This is a genomic window from Exiguobacterium sp. RIT452, assembly GCF_003598705.1.
In the GTDB taxonomy this organism is placed as follows: Bacteria; Bacillota; Bacilli; order Exiguobacteriales; family Exiguobacteriaceae; genus Exiguobacterium_A; species Exiguobacterium_A undae.
Map to the genome: position 1 here is coordinate 143,605 of NZ_QXJB01000005.1, position 23,080 is coordinate 166,684.

At 47.1% G+C, this 23,080-nt stretch carries 22 protein-coding genes; 13 read left to right on the top strand and 9 right to left on the bottom strand.

Translation table 11 applies throughout. The features are described 5' to 3' along the window. Window positions 1-30 precede the first annotated feature (30 nt). A complete protein-coding gene (locus D3D03_RS12285) occupies window positions 31-1,494 on the bottom strand; it encodes a potassium/proton antiporter (RefSeq protein WP_026833843.1) in 1,464 nt (487 codons plus the stop codon). A gap of 189 nt (window positions 1,495-1,683) precedes the next feature. Here D3D03_RS12285 and D3D03_RS12290 point away from each other — a divergent pair, with 189 nt between their 5' ends. Then, on the top strand, window positions 1,684-2,967 hold the full coding sequence (locus D3D03_RS12290) for an ABC transporter substrate-binding protein (RefSeq protein ID WP_026833842.1): 1,284 nt from the start codon (window positions 1,684-1,686) through the stop codon (window positions 2,965-2,967). 47 nt (window positions 2,968-3,014) lie between these two features. On the opposite strand, the gene D3D03_RS12295 is transcribed toward D3D03_RS12290, so the two are convergent. Then, complete coding sequence (locus D3D03_RS12295; RefSeq protein WP_119923716.1) at window positions 3,015-4,307, bottom strand: NCS2 family permease; 1,293 nt, start codon at window positions 4,305-4,307, stop codon at window positions 3,015-3,017. A gap of 206 nt (window positions 4,308-4,513) precedes the next feature. Between D3D03_RS12295 and D3D03_RS12300 the strand changes: the two genes are divergently transcribed. The 11 genes from D3D03_RS12300 (at window position 4,514) to D3D03_RS12350 (ending at window position 15,412) form a co-directional block, all read left to right on the top strand. Next, complete coding sequence (locus D3D03_RS12300) at window positions 4,514-6,274, top strand: cache domain-containing sensor histidine kinase (RefSeq protein ID WP_233550701.1); 1,761 nt, start codon at window positions 4,514-4,516, stop codon at window positions 6,272-6,274. Then, a complete protein-coding gene (locus D3D03_RS12305; RefSeq protein WP_035387673.1) occupies window positions 6,274-6,978 on the top strand; it encodes a response regulator transcription factor in 705 nt (234 codons plus the stop codon). Before D3D03_RS12300 ends, D3D03_RS12305 begins: the two co-directional genes overlap by 1 nt. Before the next feature lie 25 nt (window positions 6,979-7,003). After that, a complete protein-coding gene (gene deoD / locus D3D03_RS12310; protein ID WP_026833838.1) occupies window positions 7,004-7,711 on the top strand; it encodes a purine-nucleoside phosphorylase in 708 nt (235 codons plus the stop codon). Window positions 7,712-7,812: 101 nt separating this feature from the next. Beyond that, window positions 7,813-9,195, top strand: a complete 1,383-nt coding sequence (locus D3D03_RS12315; RefSeq protein ID WP_026833837.1) for an aldehyde dehydrogenase — start codon at window positions 7,813-7,815, stop codon at window positions 9,193-9,195. 67 nt (window positions 9,196-9,262) lie between these two features. Continuing rightward, window positions 9,263-10,480 (top strand): CDP-glycerol glycerophosphotransferase family protein, encoded by a 1,218-nt coding sequence (locus tag D3D03_RS12320; protein WP_119923717.1) that lies wholly within the window; start codon window positions 9,263-9,265, stop codon window positions 10,478-10,480. Next, window positions 10,477-10,866 (top strand): glycerol-3-phosphate cytidylyltransferase, encoded by a 390-nt coding sequence (tagD, locus tag D3D03_RS12325; RefSeq protein ID WP_028106910.1) that lies wholly within the window; start codon window positions 10,477-10,479, stop codon window positions 10,864-10,866. The genes D3D03_RS12320 and tagD overlap by 4 nt, the downstream gene beginning before the upstream one ends. A 21-nt stretch (window positions 10,867-10,887) precedes the next feature. Next, window positions 10,888-12,066: a CDP-glycerol glycerophosphotransferase family protein gene (locus D3D03_RS12330; RefSeq protein WP_233550702.1), complete on the top strand. Its 1,179-nt coding sequence runs from the start codon at window positions 10,888-10,890 to the stop codon at window positions 12,064-12,066. Between the two features lie 149 nt (window positions 12,067-12,215). Next, window positions 12,216-12,923, top strand: a complete 708-nt coding sequence (locus tag D3D03_RS12335; protein ID WP_026833833.1) for a Crp/Fnr family transcriptional regulator — start codon at window positions 12,216-12,218, stop codon at window positions 12,921-12,923. A gap of 200 nt (window positions 12,924-13,123) precedes the next feature. Next, window positions 13,124-13,237: a cytochrome C oxidase subunit II gene (locus D3D03_RS12340; RefSeq protein WP_119923719.1), complete on the top strand. Its 114-nt coding sequence runs from the start codon at window positions 13,124-13,126 to the stop codon at window positions 13,235-13,237. Window positions 13,238-13,249: 12 nt separating this feature from the next. Continuing rightward, complete coding sequence (locus D3D03_RS12345) at window positions 13,250-13,720, top strand: cytochrome c oxidase subunit II (protein ID WP_026833832.1); 471 nt, start codon at window positions 13,250-13,252, stop codon at window positions 13,718-13,720. After that, window positions 13,721-15,412, top strand: coding sequence for a b(o/a)3-type cytochrome-c oxidase subunit 1 (locus D3D03_RS12350; RefSeq protein WP_119923720.1), 1,692 nt, complete (start codon window positions 13,721-13,723; stop codon window positions 15,410-15,412). It begins immediately after the preceding gene. 104 nt (window positions 15,413-15,516) lie between these two features. Here D3D03_RS12350 and D3D03_RS12355 read toward each other — a convergent pair whose 3' ends face one another. The 5 genes from D3D03_RS12355 to D3D03_RS12375 all read right to left on the bottom strand — a co-directional run bounded on the left by D3D03_RS12355 (window position 15,517) and on the right by D3D03_RS12375 (window position 19,007). Next, on the bottom strand, window positions 15,517-16,146 hold the full coding sequence (locus D3D03_RS12355) for a response regulator (protein WP_119923721.1): 630 nt from the start codon (window positions 16,144-16,146) through the stop codon (window positions 15,517-15,519). Then, window positions 16,143-17,168: a sensor histidine kinase gene (locus D3D03_RS12360; RefSeq protein ID WP_035414238.1), complete on the bottom strand. Its 1,026-nt coding sequence runs from the start codon at window positions 17,166-17,168 to the stop codon at window positions 16,143-16,145. Before D3D03_RS12360 ends, D3D03_RS12355 begins: the two co-directional genes overlap by 4 nt. Next, window positions 17,165-17,884 (bottom strand): cell wall-active antibiotics response protein LiaF, encoded by a 720-nt coding sequence (gene liaF / locus D3D03_RS12365; protein WP_119923722.1) that lies wholly within the window; start codon window positions 17,882-17,884, stop codon window positions 17,165-17,167. Before liaF ends, D3D03_RS12360 begins: the two co-directional genes overlap by 4 nt. A 59-nt stretch (window positions 17,885-17,943) precedes the next feature. After that, window positions 17,944-18,567 (bottom strand): PspA/IM30 family protein, encoded by a 624-nt coding sequence (locus D3D03_RS12370; protein ID WP_119923723.1) that lies wholly within the window; start codon window positions 18,565-18,567, stop codon window positions 17,944-17,946. Between the two features lie 62 nt (window positions 18,568-18,629). Beyond that, on the bottom strand, window positions 18,630-19,007 hold the full coding sequence (locus D3D03_RS12375; RefSeq protein WP_026833826.1) for a lmo0954 family membrane protein: 378 nt from the start codon (window positions 19,005-19,007) through the stop codon (window positions 18,630-18,632). Between the two features lie 271 nt (window positions 19,008-19,278). Between D3D03_RS12375 and rsgA the strand changes: the two genes are divergently transcribed. After that, entirely contained in the window at window positions 19,279-20,328 is a 1,050-nt protein-coding gene (rsgA, locus tag D3D03_RS12380; RefSeq protein ID WP_026833825.1) for a ribosome small subunit-dependent GTPase A, read from the top strand. Between the two features lie 82 nt (window positions 20,329-20,410). Here the strand turns inward: rsgA and abc-f are convergent, their stop codons facing one another. After that, window positions 20,411-22,087 carry a ribosomal protection-like ABC-F family protein gene (gene abc-f, locus D3D03_RS12385; RefSeq protein WP_119923724.1) on the bottom strand — a complete coding sequence of 559 codons (1,677 nt, stop codon included), beginning with the start codon at window positions 22,085-22,087 and terminating at the stop codon, window positions 20,411-20,413. 270 nt (window positions 22,088-22,357) lie between these two features. Then, window positions 22,358-23,080: a pyruvate formate-lyase-activating protein gene (gene pflA, locus D3D03_RS12390; RefSeq protein ID WP_026833823.1), complete on the bottom strand. Its 723-nt coding sequence runs from the start codon at window positions 23,078-23,080 to the stop codon at window positions 22,358-22,360.

Here is a 23,080-nt window from a genome sequence, read left to right on the forward strand (position 1 = left end):
GACGAATCGTCGATCGATTCGTCCTTTTTGTCATGAGGTTTTCGGGAATAAAAAGCGTTTCAGCGTTTTGATCCGGTGTTTCGGTGTTAATAGAAGCAATTGATCGCGTCCTTCAAAAACCGTATCTCCCCGCGGCGTGATGATTTGATCATTACGAATGATGGCGGTGATCAAAAATTCCTGCGGCAGATCAATGTCTGAGATGGCTTGTCCGACAAACGGATGCGAGTTCGGAATCGTCAGTTCAATGATTTCAGCATTCGGTTTACCAATCGACATGAACTCAATGACGGTTTGAATGGTCGAAGAACCGGTCTCATTTAACTGAAGGCGATCCGCCAAGAAGGTGAGCATGCTCCCTTGGATCAATGTTGACAGAAGAACGGTAAAGAAGACGATGTTGAAAATCATACCGGCGTTCTCGATTCCGGCAACCAGTGGATACGTCGCCAGGATGATCGGAACCGCACCTTTTAAACCGGCAAAGGAGATAAACACTTTTTCCTGCCATGAGTATTTAAAAGGAAGCAGGCTGAGCCAGACCGAGACCGGACGTGCAATGAAAATCAGAATCAGGGCCAACGCGATGGATGACAGGATGACCTGAGGATCAAGCAACTGTTTCGGAAAGACGAGTAACCCGAGAACGATGAACATACCGATTTGGGCAAGATGCGCCATACTCATCGTGAAGCGGACAAGTGTCTGGCGATAAACCAGTTCATGATTGCTGATGTAGATGGCTGTCACATAGACCGCCAAGAAACCACTGGCATGAATCGTATCGGCAAGACCAAAGGAAAGAAAAGCAAAGGACATCAAGAGAATCGGATAAAAGCTGGATGAACTTAAATCAATCCGGTTCAGCAACGTCGATGCGACCCATCCGATCAATAATCCGAGCAGCAGACCAATCACCATTTCCCAAATAAGTGAAGATAAGCCGGAAAGAAGCGAAGCTTCCTTCGGATTCGTCACGAACTCGAGGAATAGGACTGTGAGAAAAACAGCCATCGGGTCATTGGTACCGGATTCGACTTCGAGCGTCGAACCGACTTTCCGCCGAACGGATTGTCCGCTGAGCACGGAAAAAATAGCGGCGGCATCGGTGGAGCCGACGATGGCCCCTAATAAAAAGGCATTTGCCCAACTGAAGCCAAGAATGTAGTGAGAGGCGACAGCTACGATTGTCGTAGCGATGAAGACACCGAATGTCGCCAGGGAGAGGGACGGAGCGAGTTCGGTTTTTACCTCTTTCCAGACCGTCTGCAGTCCCCCCTCAAATAAAATGATGATTAAAGCGACAGTACCAAGCAATTGTGCCAACTCGGCATCGTCAAAACGGATGAATCCGGTAATGTCACTGCCGGCAATCATGCCGAGTGCAATGAAAATCAACAGGGCCGGAATGTTGAGGCGACTCGACAGCTTAGTCGTCCAGACGGCAGTAAACAGCAGTAAACCAATCAATAAAATCGTGAATTGTAAGGACATTGCATCAAACTCCTTCATTAATTAACATTCTTTCCTTTATCATACACTAATCCCGAGTTTTTCTGTCGGATAACGATTGTTCAATATTTTCCACCTCACCGGACAAAATTATCTATTTTTATTGCAAGCGTTTTCATTTAATGTAAAAGCGTAGCACGATTATCAACTCGAAATCAGGGAGGTATCCGAATGCGTAAACGTAAATGGGCAGCACTACCAGTTGTGACGACGGCGATGGTCGTAGCACTTGCAGCGTGTGGCGGTGGAACACTCAATAGTGATGACTCAAAGGACAGTGGCTCTTCCAAAGATGGCAAGACCCTCAACGTATTCCAATTTAAAGCTGAAATCGCAAAAGACATGGAAAAGATGGCGAAGGATTACGAAAAAGAAACCGGCGTAAAAGTCGTCGTTCAAACGGTCGGCGGCGGATCAGACTATGGAGCAGCGTTAAAGTCGCAGTTCGCTTCAGGTAACGAACCGGACGTCTTCAACAACGGTGGATTCACGGAAGCTAAAACCTGGCAAGATAAATTAGAAGATTTATCCGACGAAAAATGGGTCAGTGATTTGACGGATTTATCAAAAGAGCCGATGACGATTGACGGGAAGCTGTACGGCATGCCGATGAACCTGGAAGGATACGGCTTCATTTACAATAAAGAAATCTTCAAAAAAGCCGGAATTACAGAGTTACCGAAAACATTGACGGAACTGACGGAAGCATCGGAAAAACTTAAAGCAGACGGTGTCACACCATTCTCAATCGGATATGGAGAGTGGTGGATCCTTGGAAACCATTTGCTGAACATTCCGGTGGCGCAACAGGATGATCCGGATCAATTCATTGCCGATCTGAATGCTGGAAAAGGAAAATTCGAAGACAACAAACAGTTCAAGGAATTCATGAACTTGTTTGACTTGACGATTAAATACGGCAATAAAAATCCACTGACAACGGATTACAATACACAGGTTTCGCAATTTGCTGAAGGAAAAACAGCGATGATCCAACAAGGGAACTGGGCACAACAGCTGATTACGGATGTTAATCCGGATATCGAGATGGGCTTCATTCCGATGCCGATCAATGATGACAAAGAAAAAATGGACCGTCTTCCTGTTGGTGTTCCAAACAACTGGGTCGTCAATAAAAACTCGAAAAATAAAGAAGAAGGTAAAAAATTCTTGGAGTGGATGGCGACATCTGAAACAGGGAAAGATTATATGGTCAACAAATTCAAGTTCATTCCTGCCTTCAAATCAATTGAAGCCGCTGATCTTGGACCGTTGGCAGATGATATCATCAAGTATTCAAAAGAAGATAAAACAATTTCATGGAACTGGTTCAAATATCCGGACGGCGCTGTAAACGAAATGGGTGCAATCATGCAGGCATATGTCGGTAAGCAGAAGACGTCGGAAGAAATGTTGCAAGACTTTACGAAGACGTGGGAGAAAATGAAGAAGTAAAACAAAAACGTGCTGTTCCCGAATCATCGGGAGCAACACGTTTTTTCTTAGTGCAAGAAAAACAACTGAATGAAAAATAGAACGGCGAACAAATAAATCAAAGCATGGACATGCTGTTTTTGAACAGCCTTCATGATGGGATAGATGATAAATCCAAAGGCGATTCCCGTTGCGATGCTTCCTGACAACGGCATGATGACGATGATCATGAACGCTGTAAAGGCTTCGCCGAAATCATCCCAATTGATTTGTTTGATGTTTTGAAGCATCAATGCGCCTACAAGCAGCAATGCAGGTGCCGTGATGGCCGGAACAGCTGAAATCGACTGAACGATTGGACCGAAGACGGCAGCAAGAGCGAATAAGAGACCCACCGTAATGGATGTCAGTCCAGTCCGTCCACCGGCCGCGACGCCGGAAGCCGATTCAACATAAGCCGTAGTAGGACTTGTCCCGAACATTGATCCGACGACCATGGCAGTCGAGTCGGATAACAGGGCACGCTCACTGTTTTTTAAAGAGCCGTCTTTTTCGATCAAGCCGGCTTGTTCGCCGACGGCAACCATTGTTCCGGTTGTATCAAACATCGTGACGAGCACAAATGAAAGGACACCGCCGAACAATCCATATTGAATGACGTCTTGCACAGCAGAGAAAGGATTGGCGACAAGAATACCTTCCGGCAACGTCGGTAAGGCAATCAGCGTCTTCGAGAACGTCAATTCGCCGCTCAGGAAAGCAAGCAGTCCAGCCAATAACATGGCGTACAGCAAACCACCCGGAACTCGTTTGAGTGTCAAGACAGCAGCTACAAGCAGACCAATCAAGGTAATCATAGCTTCCGGCGAAGTCAGGGAACCGATCGTCATCAACGTCGCCGGATCTGCGACGAGAATACCAGACATCTTTAAACCGAGCGAGGCGATGAATAAACCAATCCCGCCGGTAATTGCTAACTTCAAAGTTGCTGGAATGACCTCGATGAGTTTAGTCCGCAACGGGGACAAGGACAGCAACAGAAAGATGATTCCGGCAACAAACACGACAGACAATGCAGTTTGATACGGAATCTTTTCTCCGATGACCAGTGTATACGTGAAATAGGCATTCAACCCCATGCCCGGGGCGACGGCGATCGGCAGATTCGCATAAAATCCCATCAGTAATGTCCCGACGAGTGTCGCGATGATGGTCGCCGAGAACGCTTGATCTTGCGGAATGCCTGCTTCCGACAGGATCGTCGGATTGACGAAAAGAATATAAGCCATGGTGATGAACGTAATGAAACCAGCTTGGATTTCGCGTTTGGCTGTTGTATTGTGTTCGGAAAGTTTGAACATGAGTCAGAAACCACCTTAATCTCAAAAAGTTTGTTAAAAACGAACATTAACGATGTTATAGCAATATTCATTCGGAATCAAGTGTTGTTTTTCAGAAAAGGTAATTTAAGAAGAATGGTGACAAAGACAAACAAATAAAAGACATACATGTAAGCGGATACAGCTGTGCTATACTACTTATTAGAAGAAAAAGGATGGGAGGGACGATGGTGAAAAGCATCCGGACACGTTTGATTCGACTAGTCGTTTTAGCGATTCTGATCCCCACAACGCTTGCTACGTCAGCTTCTTACCTTTACGTCCGCCATCAAAACGTTGCCCAGGCTGAACGCTCGAGTTTGAACACCTTAAAAAGAGGGAGTAACCAAATCAGTCATTATATGGAAGATGTCCGTCGGTTACCGACAAGTTTGTACGCCAATCGTTCTTTGATCAACATCATGAATGTCGGTGCCGACGCGGAGCTGAGTGAATCGGAAGGTGTGATTTCACGGGCGTTGCTCGGATTGTTTTTATCCAAACAAGACATTGAACAACTTCATTTCGTGATTTTAAAAGGGAACTCGGAATACTCGGTCTACAACATGAAGACATCCAGTCGCGGGAAATTTGATTGGTTACAGGAAACCGATTATTTTCGGTTGATGAAACAACGGAATGGATGGCTGATTGATCCTGCGCACCGTATTGCAGCCTATAATACGCATACGATGATTTTGGATGAACAGGAAGTCGTCAGTTTCCGTTACCGGATCGACCGGGTGGAAACGGATGAGCCGCTTGGCTTTTTATCCGTCGATATTCCAACCAGTGTATTTGAGCGGCAACTGCAGTTGTTTGAAAGTTTTCCGGGAGAATCACTTTGGCTGATGAGCGGCAACCGTTTGATTGCGAAAACGGGAAACACGCTTCCGGTTACGAGTGAACGGTTTACGGGAGACAGTGGAAGCATGCGGGTCGGAGATTCCTTTGTCGTTTATGCCAAGACGAAAACACAAGGTGTCCCGATCACGTTAGTGAAGACGACACCGTATGCTACAGTCATTAAAGGTGCAAATGAAACGGCGCTCATCCTGATGTTGATCGGTGGGGTATCGTTGATTCTAATGATCATTGCGGCCAGTCTCGTGGCGCTTGAGATTACGAAACCGATCAAACAACTGACAGCAAATGTCTGGCGTGTTGAACAAGGGGATCTGTCCGCCCGATTCGTTGCGACGACGAATGATGAGATTGGATTGCTGAACCGGCAATTCCAGCGGATGATTCAACGGATTGATCGATTGATCAAGCGGGAGTACCGTCTTGCGCTTGAGAATCGGACAAACGAGTTGCGTGCCCTGCAATCCCAGCTCAACCCGCATTTTTTATTTAATGCGTTGCAATCGATCGGTACGACGACATTACAAGGCGATCGAAAAATCGCCTACCGTTCCATTACGGGACTGTCCCAGATGATGCGCTACTCGATGAACAACGAGCAAACGATTGTGACCTTAAAACAAGAAGTCGACCATCTGCAGTCTTATATGCGTCTGCAACAACAACGGTTTCCGGATCGTTTTCGGTATATCGTCGATGTTCCATGGCATATGAATCCAATCGAGGTTCCGAAAATGATTTTACAACCCTTTGCCGAAAACTATTTCAAGCATGCTTTTAATCAACAAACCGATGCGACGGAAAATTATTTGGCTTATAAAGTCAGAAGTGACGGGGATCAGTTGATCATTCAAGTCGAGAACAGCGGTCCCCTGATGGAACCGGCCGTCCTTGAAACGATTGATCAAACGATGCGGATGCACAGACGACCCGAGGACCAACAGACGTCCGGCATCGGGCTGCACAATATTTATGAACGTTTACTCATCTTTTACGGGGATCAAGCGAGCATGGTGCTCCAATCCCCGCCGGAAGGTGGATTTAGAATCGTCATTCGAATTCCGGTTGAACAGGAGGAACTATGATGAATGTATTGATTGTAGACGATGAAAAGCATGTGCGGGATGCAGTGAAGTTGCTCGGAGAATGGGATACGTGGAAGGTTGACAACATCTTTGAAGCAGATGACGGGATGACCGCCAAACGTTTCTTGGACCAGGAAAAAATCGATTTGATGTTGACCGATGTCGAGATGCCCGGTCTGGACGGATTAAGTTTACTGGAATGGACAAAAAATCATCATCCAAAGGTCGTCACGATCGTACTGACAGGGTATGATGATTATACGTATATGCGTCGTGCGATTTTACATCAATCTTTTGATTACTTACTGAAGCCGATCGACCCGGATATCTTGAACGATGCACTTGCACGGGCGATGGAATTGATTTGTCCCGTTCAAGAACAGGGTGAGGCGATTGATCAGATTGCAAAGTACATTGCGACACATTATGCGGAAGAACTAACGCTTCAACTCATGAGTGAACGCTTTTATCTCAGTCGGGAATACATTTCGAGACGCTTCAAACAGCGTTTCTCTGTCAATTTGTCCGACTACATCCAAACGATTCGTTTAAATCGTGCCAAGGAATTGTTAAGCGACACGGATGCCCGGATTTATGAGATTGCGCTCGAAGTCGGTTATCACGATGATAAATATTTCCGGAAAGTATTTAAGAAGCAGTTTGGGATGACCCCAAACGAATTCAGAGAGTTGTTGTCTGTTTAGTCGATATTTCAAGGAGGAATCGTACATGAGCGTACACATTAACGCAGCAGAAGGTCAGATTGCAGAAACAGTTTTACTTCCGGGAGATCCCCTACGTGCCAAATATATTGCGGAGACGTTTTTAGAGGACGTCGTTCTGTATAACGAAGTCCGTGGAATGTACGGTTTTACAGGAACATACAAAGGTAAAAAAGTATCGGTTCAAGGAACAGGGATGGGTGTACCGTCCATGTCGATTTATGCCAATGAATTGATCCAATCGTACGGCGCGAAAAACCTCATTCGTGTCGGAACAGCCGGTGGTATCACACCGGACGTCAAAGTTCGTGATGTCGTCATCGCGATGAGTGCTTCACACGATATGGCACAAAACCGTGTCCGTTTTAACGGACTCGACTATGCGCCGACAGCATCGTTTGATTTACTGCATAAGGCTTATACGACAGCAAAAGAACACGGCATCGACGCGAAAGTCGGTCAAATCTTCACGACGGATCAATTTTACCAAGATGATTTCCATCACTTCAAAAAATGGGCGGACTTCGGTTGCCTCGCGATCGAGATGGAAGCAGCAGGTCTCTATACGCTTGCGGCAAAACATAAAGTCAATGCGTTGACGATATTGACGATTTCGGATCACCTGTTGACAGGAGAAGAAACAACATCGGAAGAACGTCAAACGACATTCAACGATATGATGAAAGTGGCACTCGAAACAGCGATTCAACTGTAAACGGAAAGCGGAGATAGAACTCTCCGCTTTTTTTATTTGCTCGAACAGCTATGGTAGAATGGAGAAGAAGAAATGAGTGAGAAAATAAGGGGGAACAGTTGATGGAATTGACGGCAACGGCATCAGATGTAGCAAGCCATATCGGAACACAACGAACGTTTTTCAAGACGGGCGCAACGCGGAGTATCGCCTTCAGATTAAGCATGTTGACGTTTTTGAAGCAAGCGATTGAAACACATGAGGAAGCCATCTATGAAGCGTTAAAAATTGATTTGAATAAAGGACGCCAAGATGCATTCACGACGGAAATCGGATTCGTTTACGGTGAAATCAATCGGATGGAGAAACAGTTGCGTCGCCTTGCGAAGCCGCGTCGTGTCGGAACACCATTGTTGCACTTCGGATCAAAAAGTGAAATCCGGTTTGAGCCTTACGGGAATGTTCTCGTCATCGCACCGTGGAACTATCCGTTCCAACTCGCGCTTGCCCCGGTCGTTGGAGCAATCGCGGCCGGAAATACGATCGTTCTAAAACCGTCCGAGTTGACGCCAAACGTTTCGCGGGTATTACGGGAAGTATTTGAAACGGCATTCCATCAACGTTTTGGTTTGGTCATCGAAGGTGATGCCGACGTCAGCGCGGCCGTGTTGGAAGAAAAATTTGATTATATCTTCTTTACCGGTTCGACACGCGTCGGGAAAATCGTGCACCAAGCGGCTGCCAAACACCTCACACCGGTTACCCTTGAACTGGGCGGAAAGTCACCGACAATCGTCCATAAAGACGCGGATTTACGCCTTGCGGCAAAACGGATTGCTTGGGGAAAATGGTTGAACGCCGGGCAAACGTGTATCGCACCGGACTATGTATTGGTTCATCAAGACGTCCAGGAAACCTTTTTACGTCTCATCGAAGAAGAAGCCTTCTCCCAATTCGGAAACGGTGTCGGTGTCGGGTCGTATGTCAAGATCGTCTCGGATAGTCACCTCGAACGGCTGACAGGTTACTTGGAGCAAGGGGATATTCAATTTGGTGGACAAGTCGACCCGGAAACAAGAAAGATGGCACCGACGGTCATGACAAATGTTTCTGCCGATTCAAAGCTGATGCAGGAAGAAATTTTTGGTCCAATCTTACCGGTTCTTGTCTATGAAGAAATCGAAGACGTCATCACATTCGTCACCGAACGTGACAAGCCGCTTGCGCTTTACTTATTCACTGAAAATGAATTCGTCAAAGAGCGTGTCTTGAGCCGGGTCTCCTTCGGAGGCGGATGTGTGAACGATACGTTGATGCATGTCGCTCAGCACAATTTACCGTTTGGTGGAGTCGGAGCAAGCGGGATCGGTGGTTATCACGGCAAGTATAGTTTTGAAACGTTCAGTCACCGCAAAGGGCTTGTCCATAATACGACGAAGTTCGATTTACCTTTCCGCTACATGCGTTCAAATACTGATTCCAAATGGATGCGCTTTTTGTTATGATGATTGAGGTTTGTTAAATAAGAAGTTCTAAAAAAAGTAAATTTTGTTGAAATAAGGAGTATGCGTTTTGAAACGTCAACTACGTCAGTGGATTAGAAAAGTCAAACTAATTGAAGCGGTATTGCATCTCATGATGCGGTTGTTTGCCTGTCTGCCGGTTCGTAAAAATCGAATATTGTTCGAAAGTTTTTTGGGGAAACAGTACAGTGATAATCCACGTGCGATTTATGAAGCCTTCCAACAGGAACATCCGGAATTCGAATTGCTGTTCAGTAAAGACCGCCGGAGTACGTTTGACGATTCCGCGGTTCAAACGGTGGATCGGATGACGATTCGTTGGATTTATCTGCTCGCGACATCACGGGTCTGGATTTCGAACAGTCGGTTGCCATTCTGGTTATACAAGCGAAGCGGGACAATCTATTTACAGACATGGCACGGAACACCGTTGAAGAGATTGGCGCTCGACATGGATGATGTTCAGATGGCGAATACGACGACAGAACGATACAAACGTGATTTTGCGCGCGAGGCGGCGAAGTGGGACCTGTTGATTTCACCGAATGCGTATTCAAGTGAAATCTTCAGACGGGCGTTTGATTTTACAGGAGAGTTACTTGAAATCGGTTATCCGCGGAATGATCTGTTCTATCAGACGGACCGGCATCCGGAAATCCTTGAACGTGTCTACTCCCGTTACCAAATTGACCGGAGTAAAAAAATTATTCTGTACGCGCCGACTTGGCGGGATAATGAGTACGCGGCACAAGGCTCCTATTCCTTTACGCTCCCGTTTTCGCTCGAACAGTTTGAAAAACGGTTTGGAGCGGAGTACACGCTGTTGATTCGGATGCATTATTTGGTGGCGGATCAGGTTGATACGTCAGCGTATCCGTCTGTCCATAATGCATCGGATTATCCGGATATCTCCGACCTATACATCGCGGCGGATGCGATGATTACCGATTATTCTTCTGTTATGTTTGATTATGCGCACTTGAAACGTCCGATGATCTTTTACACGTATGACTTAGAACATTACCGGGATCGATTGCGCGGATTTTATTTCGATTTCGAGCAAGAAGCGCCGGGACCACTTGTATTACAAGAAGAACGATTATTTGAAGAAATGAATCGGTTGTCCGAATGGAACAGCCGATACGGCGTCCGTTTTGCGACATTCGATCAGAAGTTTTGTCAATGGGATGACGGAACAGCTTCTCGGCAAGCATGCAACCGAATCCTGCAACTCGCCAGCAATCAGCATAAAGGAGAATCATCATGAAAAAAGTCATCACGTACGGAACATTTGATTTATTACACTGGGGACACATCAATATCCTCAAACGGGCAAAAGAGATGGGCGATTATTTAGTCGTGGCGATTTCTACGGATGAGTTTAACCGCTTAAAGCACAAGGAATCGTACCATAGTTTTGAAAACCGTAAATTGATTTTGGAATCGATCCGGTATGTGGACGAAGTCATTGCTGAAAACAATTGGGATCAAAAAATCAGTGATGTACAAGAACACCAAATCGATACGTTTGTCATGGGCGACGACTGGAAGGGTGAATTTGACTTCCTGAAAGAGTATTGTGAAGTCGTATATCTCAGTCGGACGGAAGGCATTTCGACAAGCCAAATTAAAACTGAATTAGGGAACGGTTAAGAAACAACAAGACCACACGATATGTGCGGTCTTTCTTCTTGGAAGGACGGGATTAACGTGAGAGAGAGTATCGTGCAAATCTATTTGCTACTTTTTCGGATCTTCTATCGTATCTTCTGTTTGTTACCCGTGAAGCCGGTAACGCTCTTTTGGGTCACATACGGTGATAATGTAAAACCGATTAATGATGCACTCCTGACGGGATTTCCGAAAGAAAAACGTTATTTGATTTACGATAGAAAGTTCGTGAAGTATCCAGAAAGCTGGTCGACCGAACGGATTTTGCCGTACCGCAGACTTCGTTTCATTCGATTGGCTTATTTACTGGCGACGTCTAAACATGTCTTCATCGATAATTACATCGGTGAGTTCAGCGTCGCACCGATTCGAAAAGGAACACAACGGGTACAACTTTGGCACGCAGCGGGTACGTTAAAGAAATTCGGATTGACGTCTGCCCGAAGCTTGATCGTATCCAAACCGATTCTTCAACGCTTTAAACGTGTTTATCAGCGGTACGGGGACTTCATCGTCCCGGGAGAGTCATGTGCCGAGCAGTTCATGGCACCACATGATTTAAAGAAAAGCGTATTTAAATCATTTGGTGTCCCACGGACGGATTATTGGTTTAATGAGCAGCACGAATCCATTAAAGAAGAGCTCCAAAGTGCCTATGCAAGAGAGGATCGTCGCATTTTATTATATGCTCCGACCTACCGCGAGTATAACGGGATGGAAGGGCAGACGGTTCGTCAGCTCGAACAGCTGACTGATCGTGGATGGACGATTCTCGTGAAGTTACATCCGACGGTCCGGACGATGTTTACGCACAAGAAAACACATGTTCATTTCGTCACCGATGAGTTTTCCATCAATGATTATCTATTGATTACAGACGTCCTTGTCACTGATTATTCTTCGATTCCGTTTGAAAGTTGCCTTCTCGGCATTCCGACGATCCTTTACACACCCGATCTCGATACGTATCGGCAAATTCCGGGGATCGTTGATTCGTATCCGAATCCGTTACCTGTCATGTCTACGACACAATTTGACGGTGTGCTGAACTGGATTGATTCCGATACAGCTCTACAGGAAAGCCGGAGGGCGATGGAACAATTCAAGACGCTCTGGTATACGGAACAACCGGGACAAGCGACAAGCAGAATTATCAACCATTACTATCAAAAAACGATTTAAGTGTTCTTGCTGAGACCTTAAATCGTTTTTTTATTTAAAATAAATTGTGAAAAGGTGAACAATGTTTGACAATCTTTTGAAAAAACGCCTTTCTGACGTGTGATGTTCTATACTAAGGTCAGAAGGAATCAAGGAAAGGAGAATGCGGAATGCTTGCTTGCGGAACGACAGAAGCGAACACGTTTGTCTTATCGACAGAGACCCGGATGATACTGGAGGACTTCATGACAGAAGTGACTTTCAAAAAAGATTCCATCGTTTGTTGGGAAGGGGAGTTAAACGATAAACTGTTTTACGTGAAGCAAGGAGGCGTCAAACTGTCGAAGCTGACGAAAAAAGGAAGTCCTTTGATGATGTTTTTATATTTCAAAGGGGACCTGTTTGGCGAGTTTGATGTCGGAGAAGCATTCCCCAGCTCCTACAGCGTGGAAACGATGGAAGACAGTGTACTCGGTGTGATTGCAAAGAGTAAACTGGAGGAATTAATGAAGCAGGACGGTGTGTTCGCGCTGGAAATCATGCGTTGGCAGGCATTGATGCGCAAGCAGTCCGAAACGAAGTTACGGGACCTGCTGCTGTTCGGAAAACAAGGGGCACTCGCCTCGACCTTACTTCGGTTGATTGCAATGAACGGAAAACAAGTCGGAGAAGATTATGTCCTGTCAAAACGTCCATCCGACAGTGAACTGGGTCAATTGATCGGAGCACCGCGTGAAACCGTCAACCGGATGTTTTCCCAATGGAAAAAAGAGAAGGTCATTTCATCCACGACAACTAAAATTATCGTTCATGATGCCAAATATCTGAGAGATTTATGCCATTGTGAAGGATGCCCGGTCGGTGTTTGCCGGATCTAAAGATGCAACCAATCCCCTTGTCTTTAAGACAAGGGGATTTTTTTGTGCATACAGATCCAGTATGTGAACTTTGTGTGTGTTTTTCAAAGCGAAACAGCGAAATTGTCACAAATGATGTGATCTTTATCACGGTCTCGGACCATGTTGCTTTTCTAAAATGAAGATACGACATCAAGTTAAAAAAGAAGGGAGACAGCAAAATGAACATAAAACCAGAATCAAACTTACATGGCACACTCGTCGCCGTTTTTATCGTCGCCGGCGTCATCATCGGGATGTGGGGATCCATTTTTCTATTATTCAGTTCCAGATAAGGAGGAAAGACGATGCATATTCATCGCTTAGAGAAAATTTGGTTGGGGTTTGGTTGCGTCATGTTGGCTGTCTTTTTAGGCATCATCGGTGTTTCGGCGTTCGCATCCGGAAATCAACCGCCATCTGACGCGACACTGATTGATCCGACGCAAGTTGATCAGACAAAACCGTTTGATAAACCGGGTCTGAAAAAGATTGACGACAACAAATATGAAGCGGTCATGGTATCCCAAGCTTTTCAATTCACCCCGCAAGATATGGTGATCAAAAAAGGCGCGACCGTTAATTTTCTGGTGACCTCAAAAGACGTCGTTCATGGGTTTGAGATTGTGAAGACTAACGTCAACATGATGGTGGTACCCGGTCATATCAACTCGATCGAGTACACCTTTAAAAAGGCAGGCGATTATTTGATTGTCTGTAACGAATATTGCGGCACAGCACACCATATGATGTCGACAAAAATTAAGGTGGTGGACTAAATGAATGCCATTTCCCAAAAATTAAAAGAGTTTGAGATGGAGCGCGGAATGCCGGCGACAGAAATCGGTCTAAAGGAAGCGAAACTGGCCTTTGCACACGTCAGCTTTTCTCTTGTCGCCTTGTTGATCGGTGGATTATGCGGATTGTTACAAACGCTTGTCCGGACAGGTGTCATTCCGGAAATTGCAGGAATCGGGTATTATGAATTGCTGACGGCCCATGGATTGATGTTAGCGATTGTGTTTACGACCTTATTTATTTTTGGATTATTGTTTTCTTTTTTAGGACAATCGTTTGGTCGTTTTGAAGAGTTTCCGAGACGGCTCGGTTGGGTCGGTTTTTGGTTCATGATGTTTGGTGTCGTACTCGTCACATGGATGGTGCTGGCGGGTGAGGCATCCGTGTTGTATACGTTCTATGCGCCGTTAAAAGCACATCCTGTCTTTTATATCGGACTTGTCATCTTCGTCGTCGGAACATGGATCTCTTCAGCAGCGATGTTCCGGATGTATGCGGATTATAAGCGGGAGCATACAGGTGTTCATCCGCCGCTGCAGGCATACATGAGCATCATGACGGTATTGTTGTGGGTGGTCGCGACGCTTGGTGTCGCCGCGACGATTTTATTCCAACTCTTGCCGTTGTCGCTTGGTTGGACGGATAAGGTCGGGATTGAGTTATCGCGGACGCTCTTTTGGTACTTTGGACATCCGCTTGTGTATTTTTGGTTACTTCCGGCGTACATCGTTTGGTATACCGTGATTCCCAAAATCGTCGGTGGAAAGATTTTTTCAGATGCGTTGGCCCGGATGTCCTTTTTATTGTTTTTGCTGTTTTCCTTCCCGGTCGGTTTTCACCATCAATTACTGGAACCGGGGATATCGGCTTTTTGGAAATACATTCAAGTCGTGTTGACGTTTCTTGTCATCATTCCGTCCTTGATGACGGCGTTCTCGATGTTTGCGACTTTTGAATTGGCAGGGCGGCGTCAAGGGGCAACCGGCTTATTCGGATGGATCAAGAAGATGCCGTATCGAGACGTTCGTTTCTTGGCTCCTTTTGTCGGAATGCTATTTTTCATCCCGGCTGGAGCGGGGGGAGTCATCAATGCGTCGCATCAATTGAATATCGTTGTCCACAATACACTTTGGGTCACCGGTCACTTTCATATCACGGTCGGAGCGGCCGTTGCTTTAACATTTTTTGGAACAGCCTATTGGCTCGTACCATTACTGCGAGGACGGACGTTGACGAAACGAATCAATCGCATCGGACTAATCCAGACGGCGACGTGGACCATCGGTATGCTTTTCATGTCGACCGCGATGCATATTTCGGGTCTGCTTGGTAACCCGAGACGGACCGGTCCGGCCGCGTACTTTAAAGATTCACTGGTTGCCGACTGGATTCCGTATCACGTTGCGATGGCGATCGGCGGAACGATTTTGTTTATCTCAATTCTGTTGTTCCTGTTCGCCATGTTCCAGCTCGCTTTCCGTGCTCCAAAAGGTGTCGAAGCGTTTCCGGTTGCGGAAACAGAAGAAGCAGCGATGCAGACGCCACTTTTCTTTGAGAATTGGAAGTTGTGGATTTTTGTGACCTTTGCTTTGATTGCGTTTGCTTACACCGTTCCGATTTGGCATATGATTGAAAATGCACCGCCGGGGGCACCCGGATGGAAATTATGGTAAGCCACTTAAAACGACAAACGACCGGGTTCCTCTGGCATACAGGGGAATCCGGTCGTTTTCGTTGAGTATAAGAGCAATTATAAGTATAAGAAAAATGCTGAAGATTATTTGACGATCCCGTGTTTAAAAGCATAGACGACGGCTTGCGTCCGGTCCACGACATCAAGCTTCGATAAAATGTTCGAAACATGTGTTTTGACCGTCTTTAATGAAATGAAGAGTTCATCGGCGATTTCCTGATTCGCCATACCACGGGCCATCAGTTGCAGGACTTCCTGCTCGCGCTCTGTCAAATCATCATGAAGATGACTGGTCGGTTTTCGTAATCGTTCCATCATTTTACCGGTCACCTGAGCAGCCATGACGGATTGACCACCCGCTGTTTTCCGGATGGCTTCCGCAATCTCGAAGGCGCTGGCTGTTTTTAAGACGTAACTCATTGCACCGGCTTCGATGACCGGATACACTTTCTCATCATCCAAAAAGCTTGTAACGACAAGAATTTTTGCGTCCGGCCACTCTTTGCGGATCAAGCGTGTTCCCTCAACACCGTCAACCGGTTCCATGACTAAATCCATTAAAATCACATCAGGGCGATGTGCCAAGGCAAGTTCCGCTCCGACTTGCCCGTCTGATGCTTCCGCGACGACCTCGATATCTGGCTGTGTCGATAAAAAAGCGGATACACCTGCACGGACCATCTCATGATCATCGACTAATAACACACGTATCATACTTGCACCATCCGATCTTTTCTTAATTTTACTTCAATTTGAGTCCCTTGTCCCGGAACACTGACGAGGCGAATCGTTCCACCCATCTCAGCTGTCCGTTCCCGCATCGAATTGATCCCGTAAGAAGCGAGTTTTTTCTCATCGACGATGAAGCCGACACCGTCATCATTCATGCTTAAGATGACCGTATCATTAAATTGACGCAACTCGATATCCATATGTGACGCTTTCGCATGGCGTAACGCGTTGGTCAACCCTTCTTGGACGATCCGGAACAGTTCATTCTCAATCGGACGGGGGAGTTCGATGGCTTCGAGCTTCCAACTCAACTCAGTGGACTGCTTTCTAGATAATTCTTCTAACAGTTGCGTTAATCCTTGTTGGAGGGTCATGCCTTCCAGTTCGACCGGGCGTAACTGTAACAACAGGGAACGCATTTCGGACTGAGCGGTCTGGGCCATCGTTTCGACCAAATCGATTTGTTTCGCAGCGGTTTCAGGTTGAGTCAGAATCGTCTGTTTCGCGGCTGTCGTCATCATCGAAATCGCATACAGCTGCTGGGAGACGGAGTCGTGCAAATCACGGGCAAGCCGTTTTCGTTCCTCCGTGATGGCCTGAACGCGGACTTGCTCAATGTGTTGCGGGCGGGTGCTGATTTTTTGAACGGTTTCGACCTGCTCGTCAATCCGTTTGCCGATACGGGACAGACGTGTCAACGTGTGGAAGTAAGGACCATTCACGATCGTGACTTCTTTTCCTTGCTCCAGTTCGATGATGGCAGTCGTGACTTTTTTAAAATCACGGCGCAAAAAGAAGTAGTGGATACTTCCGATTGCTAACGGCAATAAGAGCGATAAGCCGACGACCAGCAGGAAAACGGGAAAGTCCTGTTGACGGACGAAAAGTACATGCCAATCAACTTGGCGTGTACTTAAAAACAATAACGTCGTCATCACGGCAGTCAAAAAACCGGTCATGACTTGGAGCGCGATGACACCAAGCGGGAATTGATCACGTTTCATATGGAAGTCACCTCGACATTTCCGATACCAAGCATGACGTGAATCCGGACTTTTCGGGTCGCTTCATCATATTCAGGCGCCCGGTACTGGATTCGGCGGTTAAAGAACGTCGGAATACGTCGGACATCTGTTTTGACACTGCCGAACCCGATTGACGTATCGAGTGTATAGTCGTAACCGGACGGCAATAAAATCCGGACGTCTCCGACGACACCACTGACGACGATTAGCGTTTCGCCTTCCGGGACATAGGCGTGCGTCAAGTCGATTTCCAAATCGCGGACGATGAACTGTTCGCTCAAATCTTTTAAGACATACGGAAGTTCTTGTTGTGTCGCAAATGAATAGGCGGGTTGAATCTTAATGCCTTCTTCTTCGTAAAGACTCGGTGAAATCTTAGAGAAGAAAAATTCCCGGACGGAGTGGCGGGTCACGAGAATGATTCCGAGATACAGCAGGATTCCGGCAATGACGAATCCGATTGCTGCTGAACTGAGGACGACACCGGCTAAGATGATGGTACCCACGACATAAAACAAGATAGCCAGTTTTTCATGATTTCTTTTTCGGAAATGAATGCCGACATAATACAGCAAGAACGGGAAAAGAATCCCGAATAACACATTTCCTGCACCTGTCATCAAATCATAAAAGAGTCCGAGGGCGAACAGGATCGACACGTAGCCGACTAATTGTTTTGTACTTAATCGTCGCACGGGCAATCTCCTTCCTGACATGACAAAGGGAGGCATCAATGCCTCCTTCGTCCGAATACTTATTTTTGGAAACGACGTTCGAGATCGGCAATCCGGGCATCGATATCATCTTCTGCGATAGGAGCTTCCTCTACCTTCGTTTCAGTTTCCTCTGTTGTGAATGGATGTGGTTCTTGTTTAATAGTAGCATTTGGTTCACGTTCTAGCACCTGGTTCATCTTCGATTTTAAATTCGAGACGTTTTCACGCATCATCCATTCATATCGTTTGTTTTGTAAATCTTCGAGTTTTAGTTTTAATTCAAGTGCTTCCCGCTCAAGTTCGTTTAATTCGCGTTTCGTCTCTTCGATCAGTTCCTCGAAGAAGCGGAATTGTTCGCCGTAGTGCTTCGACTCGATGGCAGCCCGTTCGGCAAGCTCTTGTTCTCCTGCTTCTTTGGCGATTTCGACCTGCGTAAAGCGTTTGTCTGCCAACTCTTTGGCTTCATCTTGTTTATGCGTCAGTTCGACAAGCAACGTCCGCTGACGTTCAAGTAAACGATCAATTTCTTTTAAATCCGACTCAGTCGTCCGAATGTGGCGGACCAGCTTCTTAGCCGGCGCTTCCCCTTGATCGGCCGCTTTTTTTACTTCCGTCATCATTTGGTTCGCAAACTCGTTTAATTGATCAAATACATTTTTCATGAAAAATTCCTCCTTGGATGTTAGGTTAGCAAAATGTTTGGCAGTGATGTACTGTCTGCGTGTCAGCGTTTCTGATCGAGGTCTTTCCAATCGGCTTCAAAGTGGGTCGAAGTGGTTGGACGACGGCGGGCAAACAATTGATTTAAATCGACGCGTTGCATTTTCATACGCATGTATCCGATGTAAAGTCCGAGTGCAGCAGCGATTCCGACGACAGCCCAAATGTTCGACAAGGCAAGACCGATTCCGAGTGCAGCGAGTAATCCGAATCCGATTTTTGCGAAAACTTTTGATGTTTGGACAAACTTACTGATGGCATAAAATGCGAGGAGCGCACCGAGCCCGAGTCCGATCATGTGCGGTAATGTACCGATGACGACAGCGAGAAGGGCGAGACCGGCAAGTGCCATCAAGACCTGTTTTCCTTTTGATTGCTTCATGATGAAGCCTCCTTTTTCTTGATACTCTTATCTTAAGGGAAGACGCAGGGAGGCACGACGCCCTTCGGACCGTACTTGTCTCCGACTTGAGGCGGAGTGTGAAGGTCTGACTTCCAAAGCTTCGCTAGGTGCGGTCCGTATAATATGGTAAAATTCGACTAACAGAAACGAGAGGAGTGGTGTTTGATGAGTGCAACTAGCCACGTAACAGATCACATTACCGGAGTACAGGGAGGGGTTTCCCTCCCTTAAAATCAGAGGAGGAAACCATTTGAACGAATGGGGTAAAGTACCGACAGACAAGGTCGGAACAAATGAACAACTAGGACGTGTCACGGCGGTCTTCCAAAAGCAGTACCGCGTGATGACGGCTGATGGGGAAACATTAAGCGAATTGTCGGGAAAGATACGTTTTGATGCATTGACGAAAGCCGAACTGCCGGCAGTCGGCGATTGGGTGATTCAGACTGAGCGAGAAGCTGGAAAAGGACGAATCGAACGTGTCCTTCCGCGGACCTCACAATTTTCCCGAAAGGCAGCCGGTACGGAGACCGAAGAACAAATTATTTGTGCGAACGTTGATGTGGCATTACTCGTCATGGCGTTTGGACACGATTTCAACGTCCGCCGCCTGGAACGGTATTTGACGCTTGCCTGGGAGGCCGGGGTCACACCACTCATCGTTTTAACGAAAAAAAGTTTAATCGATTCAGTGGACGATTCACTTTCCGAGATTGAAGCCATCGCCTTCGGAACACCCTATTTTGCCGTTGACTCGCTGACGGGAGACGGGCTGGGTGCATTACAGGAAGTATTGCAACCCAATGAGACGATTGTGTTGGTCGGATCGTCCGGTGTCGGAAAATCAACACTCGTTAATGCCTTGGCAGGAGAACAGCTGATGGAAACGGGTGGCGTTCGGGAGGACGATGAGCGCGGACGTCATACGACGACACACCGGGAATTAAAACGGTTGTCGAGTGGCTTGTTACTCGTCGATACACCGGGTATGCGTGAACTTGGATTATGGGATGGAACCGAAGGGCTGGCATCGACGTTTTCAGACATCGAGACGCTGGCAGAGTCCTGCCGTTTCCGCGACTGTCAGCACGGCGAAGAACCAGGCTGTGCGGTGCACGCCGCTTTGGCGAACGGAAGCTTGTCGCACGAGCGTTGGGAAAGTTTTCTGAAGTTGCAACGCGAGGTGGCATATGCGGAACGAAAACAAAATGTCGCTATGCAGGCAGCGGAAAAAGAGAAGTGGAAGAAGATCCACAAGCAGGCACAGGCCCGGACGAAACTAAAATATCAAAAACGCTGATGTGAGTTAACATCACAAACGAACGACGCCCTTCTGATTAAACAGAGAGGCGTCGTTCGTTTTGTAAAAATAGATAAAGGATTCAATCCTGATCAAAATGAATCGTTCCCGTCAATTCATCGAGACGTCTTAAATCGTCCTGGATCGCTTGAATGTCACTTGGTTGTTGTTCCCGGAGTAGCTTCGTTCCGACAGGATGGACGGCAGCTTCTTGATCTAGCAGGATCGTCCGGTTCGAGAGTCGATCATTGAAGTAACGATCGTGCGAAACGAACAACAGTTCACCCGGAAAGACATCGAGAGCCGCCTCGATTTGTTCGCGGGTCGTTAAATCCAAGTAGTTGGTCGGTTCATCCAAAATCAACAGACGGGCACCGGAAAAATAGAGCCGTAAGAAGGCGATTCGGCATCGCTCGCCCATGCTCGCTGCGTTAATGGGTTGATAGACACGGTCACGCCGAAATAAAAAACAGGCGAGAAGTGTCCGCGCATCGGTTTCGGTAATCGTTGTCTCTTCCATCAAAGCGTCCAACAGGGAACCGGAAGTCGGCAAATTCGAAAGTGCCTGAGAAAAATAGCCGGTCGTCAGGGACGGATGACGTGTGATGGTTCCGTGAGTCGGATTCAGTTCACCTTGAATCAGACGGAGCAGCGTCGTTTTTCCGGAACCGTTCCGACCGATGACGGCAATCCGGTCTCCTTGCCGGATGGAGAAGGTCAGCTGTTCCAATAGTGGGAGACTCGCGTAAGAAAAGGAAACGGCATCTAATGAAAGCAACTGCTTGGCTGCAAAGGATGCGGCTTCAAACGCGACATGAACGGACGGTGCCGCTTCTGGTTTGGCAACCCGTTGATCCAGCACCTGTTCAAGCTGTTTTTCTTTTGCTTTAAACTTTTTAGCTTGTTTGGCTGCCTTTTTCTTGGCGTATGGATCTCGTTCACTTGCGTGGGCGACAGCTTGTTGATGCCAGTTTTGGTATTGATGGATCATCCGCTTCAGTTCCTTGCGTGTTTTTTCCTGTTTTTCATATTCGCGTTCCTGGGTCAGGCGTTCCTGTTCTTTTTGCTGGCGATACGTTTGGTAGTTGCCTTTATAACGTGTTGCGAGACTCGGTGTCAGCTCAATGACGGCATCGGCCGTTGCATCGATGAAGGCACGCTCATGTGACACGTAAAGAATCGCGATGGGTGTCTGGTGCATCCAGTCAATCAACCAATCCAATGTGTCGGCATCCAAGTGATTGGTCGGCTCGTCTAGCAGAATGAAATCGGGTTGTTGGACCAACAGACAGGCGAGTTGGATCCGGGTCTGTTCGCCGCCGCTGAGTGTGTCAAAGGGGTGGGACCAGACATGTTCAGGCAATTGAACTTCTTTTAATGCACGTGCTGCGTCCGCTTCGAGTGAAAAAGCATCAGCATCCAGCGCGACTTGGTACGCTTCGATGGATGTCGAGTGGAGTGTTTGTTCCCGTGCCTGATAACGAACTTGATCGGCTTGTTCGACCAGGCGGAGTGCCGGTTCATCAGAAGAGAGGTGTTGGGCGACATGACCGGCGTTTGTATAGGCACGGAAGATCTCGCCGGACGTCGGCTTGATCTGCTGGAGGATGATCTGTAATAACGTGGTCTTCCCGACGCCATTGGCACCGACCAAGGCGACATGCTCACCCGGATGAACGGAAAACGAGATGTGTTGGAACAACGTCTGTTGCGGAAGCTCAACGTGTAGATCGTGAATCGATAAGATTTCAGTAGGCATATTCTCAGCTCCTTAGGAGTTCATTTCGATACAGATGAAATGAAAACACACCATCCGAAAGCGAGCGGATGGTGTGCAGGAGTGCAAATCAAAGAAGGTATCTTCCTGATGAGGGAAATACCGAAAATGAGCAGACTCGTAGCGTCAGTCATCCGCAACTCATTGCGAAAGTGATGAATTCTTTCATCATTAGACAGTAGCGAGTGAATGCTTCATTTCGGTATTGTACCTCCTATTCATAGACTATGTGTTCAGTGTAGCAACTTGTGGTCAGCAAGACAAGTAAGAATCGAGTAATGCTTGAGCAGCCGTTGCTTCTTCCGTGCTCGGGGGAAGGACGTCTTTTAACGGATAGTCAAGACCAAGTGCTTCCCACTTGTAGACGCCGAGCTGATGATAGGGAAGGACTTCGACCCGTTCGACATTGCCGAGCGTTCGGATGAATTCACCGGTCTGACGGAGGAAAGTTTCCGTCATCGTCAAACCCGGGACCAGCACGTGGCGGATCCAAACCGGAATATTTCGTTCGGCTAACCGTTTTGCAAAGGCAAGTGTATTGGCATTACTCCGACCGGTCAGCAGCCGGCAGGTCGCGTCATCGATATGTTTGATATCGAGTAAAACCAGATCCGTGTAGTCGAGGATGCGATCGAGATTTTTAGGAACGACCGAGCCGGCTGTGTCAATGACCGTGTGCAATCCTTTTTGTTTCGCTTCACGCAGGGCAGCTTCAAGAAATTCCGGTTGGGCAAGCGGCTCTCCGCCGGAAAACGTGATACCGCCGCCTGTCGCATCAAAGAAGGACCGATAACTTTCCGCTTCTTCGACAATCGCTGTTGCGGAGACGGAACGACCACATCCGAATTCCCACGTATCCGCGTTATGGCAATATTGGCAACGTAAGGGGCAACCTTGCGTAAAGACGATGAAGCGAATACCGGGTCCGTCCACTGTCCCGCAAGATTCAACAGAATGAATCGTTCCGTATGTCAT

What these genes read in the sequence shown, in the direction of transcription:
- D3D03_RS12285 (WP_026833843.1), bottom strand. Translation starts at nt 1,494, where the DNA reads ATGTCCTTACAATTCACGATTTTATTGATTGGTTTACTGCTGTTTACT.
- D3D03_RS12290 (WP_026833842.1), top strand. Translation starts at nt 1,684, where the DNA reads ATGCGTAAACGTAAATGGGCAGCACTACCAGTTGTGACGACGGCGATG.
- D3D03_RS12295 (WP_119923716.1), bottom strand. Translation starts at nt 4,307, where the DNA reads ATGTTCAAACTTTCCGAACACAATACAACAGCCAAACGCGAAATCCAA.
- D3D03_RS12300 (WP_233550701.1), top strand. Translation starts at nt 4,514, where the DNA reads ATGGTGAAAAGCATCCGGACACGTTTGATTCGACTAGTCGTTTTAGCG.
- D3D03_RS12305 (WP_035387673.1), top strand. Translation starts at nt 6,274, where the DNA reads ATGAATGTATTGATTGTAGACGATGAAAAGCATGTGCGGGATGCAGTG.
- deoD (WP_026833838.1), top strand. Translation starts at nt 7,004, where the DNA reads ATGAGCGTACACATTAACGCAGCAGAAGGTCAGATTGCAGAAACAGTT.
- D3D03_RS12315 (WP_026833837.1), top strand. Translation starts at nt 7,813, where the DNA reads ATGGAATTGACGGCAACGGCATCAGATGTAGCAAGCCATATCGGAACA.
- tagD (WP_028106910.1), top strand. Translation starts at nt 10,477, where the DNA reads ATGAAAAAAGTCATCACGTACGGAACATTTGATTTATTACACTGGGGA.
- D3D03_RS12330 (WP_233550702.1), top strand. Translation starts at nt 10,888, where the DNA reads ATGTGCGGTCTTTCTTCTTGGAAGGACGGGATTAACGTGAGAGAGAGT.
- D3D03_RS12335 (WP_026833833.1), top strand. Translation starts at nt 12,216, where the DNA reads ATGCTTGCTTGCGGAACGACAGAAGCGAACACGTTTGTCTTATCGACA.
- D3D03_RS12340 (WP_119923719.1), top strand. Translation starts at nt 13,124, where the DNA reads ATGAACATAAAACCAGAATCAAACTTACATGGCACACTCGTCGCCGTT.
- D3D03_RS12345 (WP_026833832.1), top strand. Translation starts at nt 13,250, where the DNA reads ATGCATATTCATCGCTTAGAGAAAATTTGGTTGGGGTTTGGTTGCGTC.
- D3D03_RS12350 (WP_119923720.1), top strand. Translation starts at nt 13,721, where the DNA reads ATGAATGCCATTTCCCAAAAATTAAAAGAGTTTGAGATGGAGCGCGGA.
- D3D03_RS12355 (WP_119923721.1), bottom strand. Translation starts at nt 16,146, where the DNA reads ATGATACGTGTGTTATTAGTCGATGATCATGAGATGGTCCGTGCAGGT.
- D3D03_RS12360 (WP_035414238.1), bottom strand. Translation starts at nt 17,168, where the DNA reads ATGAAACGTGATCAATTCCCGCTTGGTGTCATCGCGCTCCAAGTCATG.
- D3D03_RS12370 (WP_119923723.1), bottom strand. Translation starts at nt 18,567, where the DNA reads ATGAAAAATGTATTTGATCAATTAAACGAGTTTGCGAACCAAATGATG.
- D3D03_RS12375 (WP_026833826.1), bottom strand. Translation starts at nt 19,007, where the DNA reads ATGAAGCAATCAAAAGGAAAACAGGTCTTGATGGCACTTGCCGGTCTC.
- abc-f (WP_119923724.1), bottom strand. Translation starts at nt 22,087, where the DNA reads ATGCCTACTGAAATCTTATCGATTCACGATCTACACGTTGAGCTTCCG.
- pflA (WP_026833823.1), bottom strand. Translation starts at nt 23,080, where the DNA reads ATGACATACGGAACGATTCATTCTGTTGAATCTTGCGGGACAGTGGAC.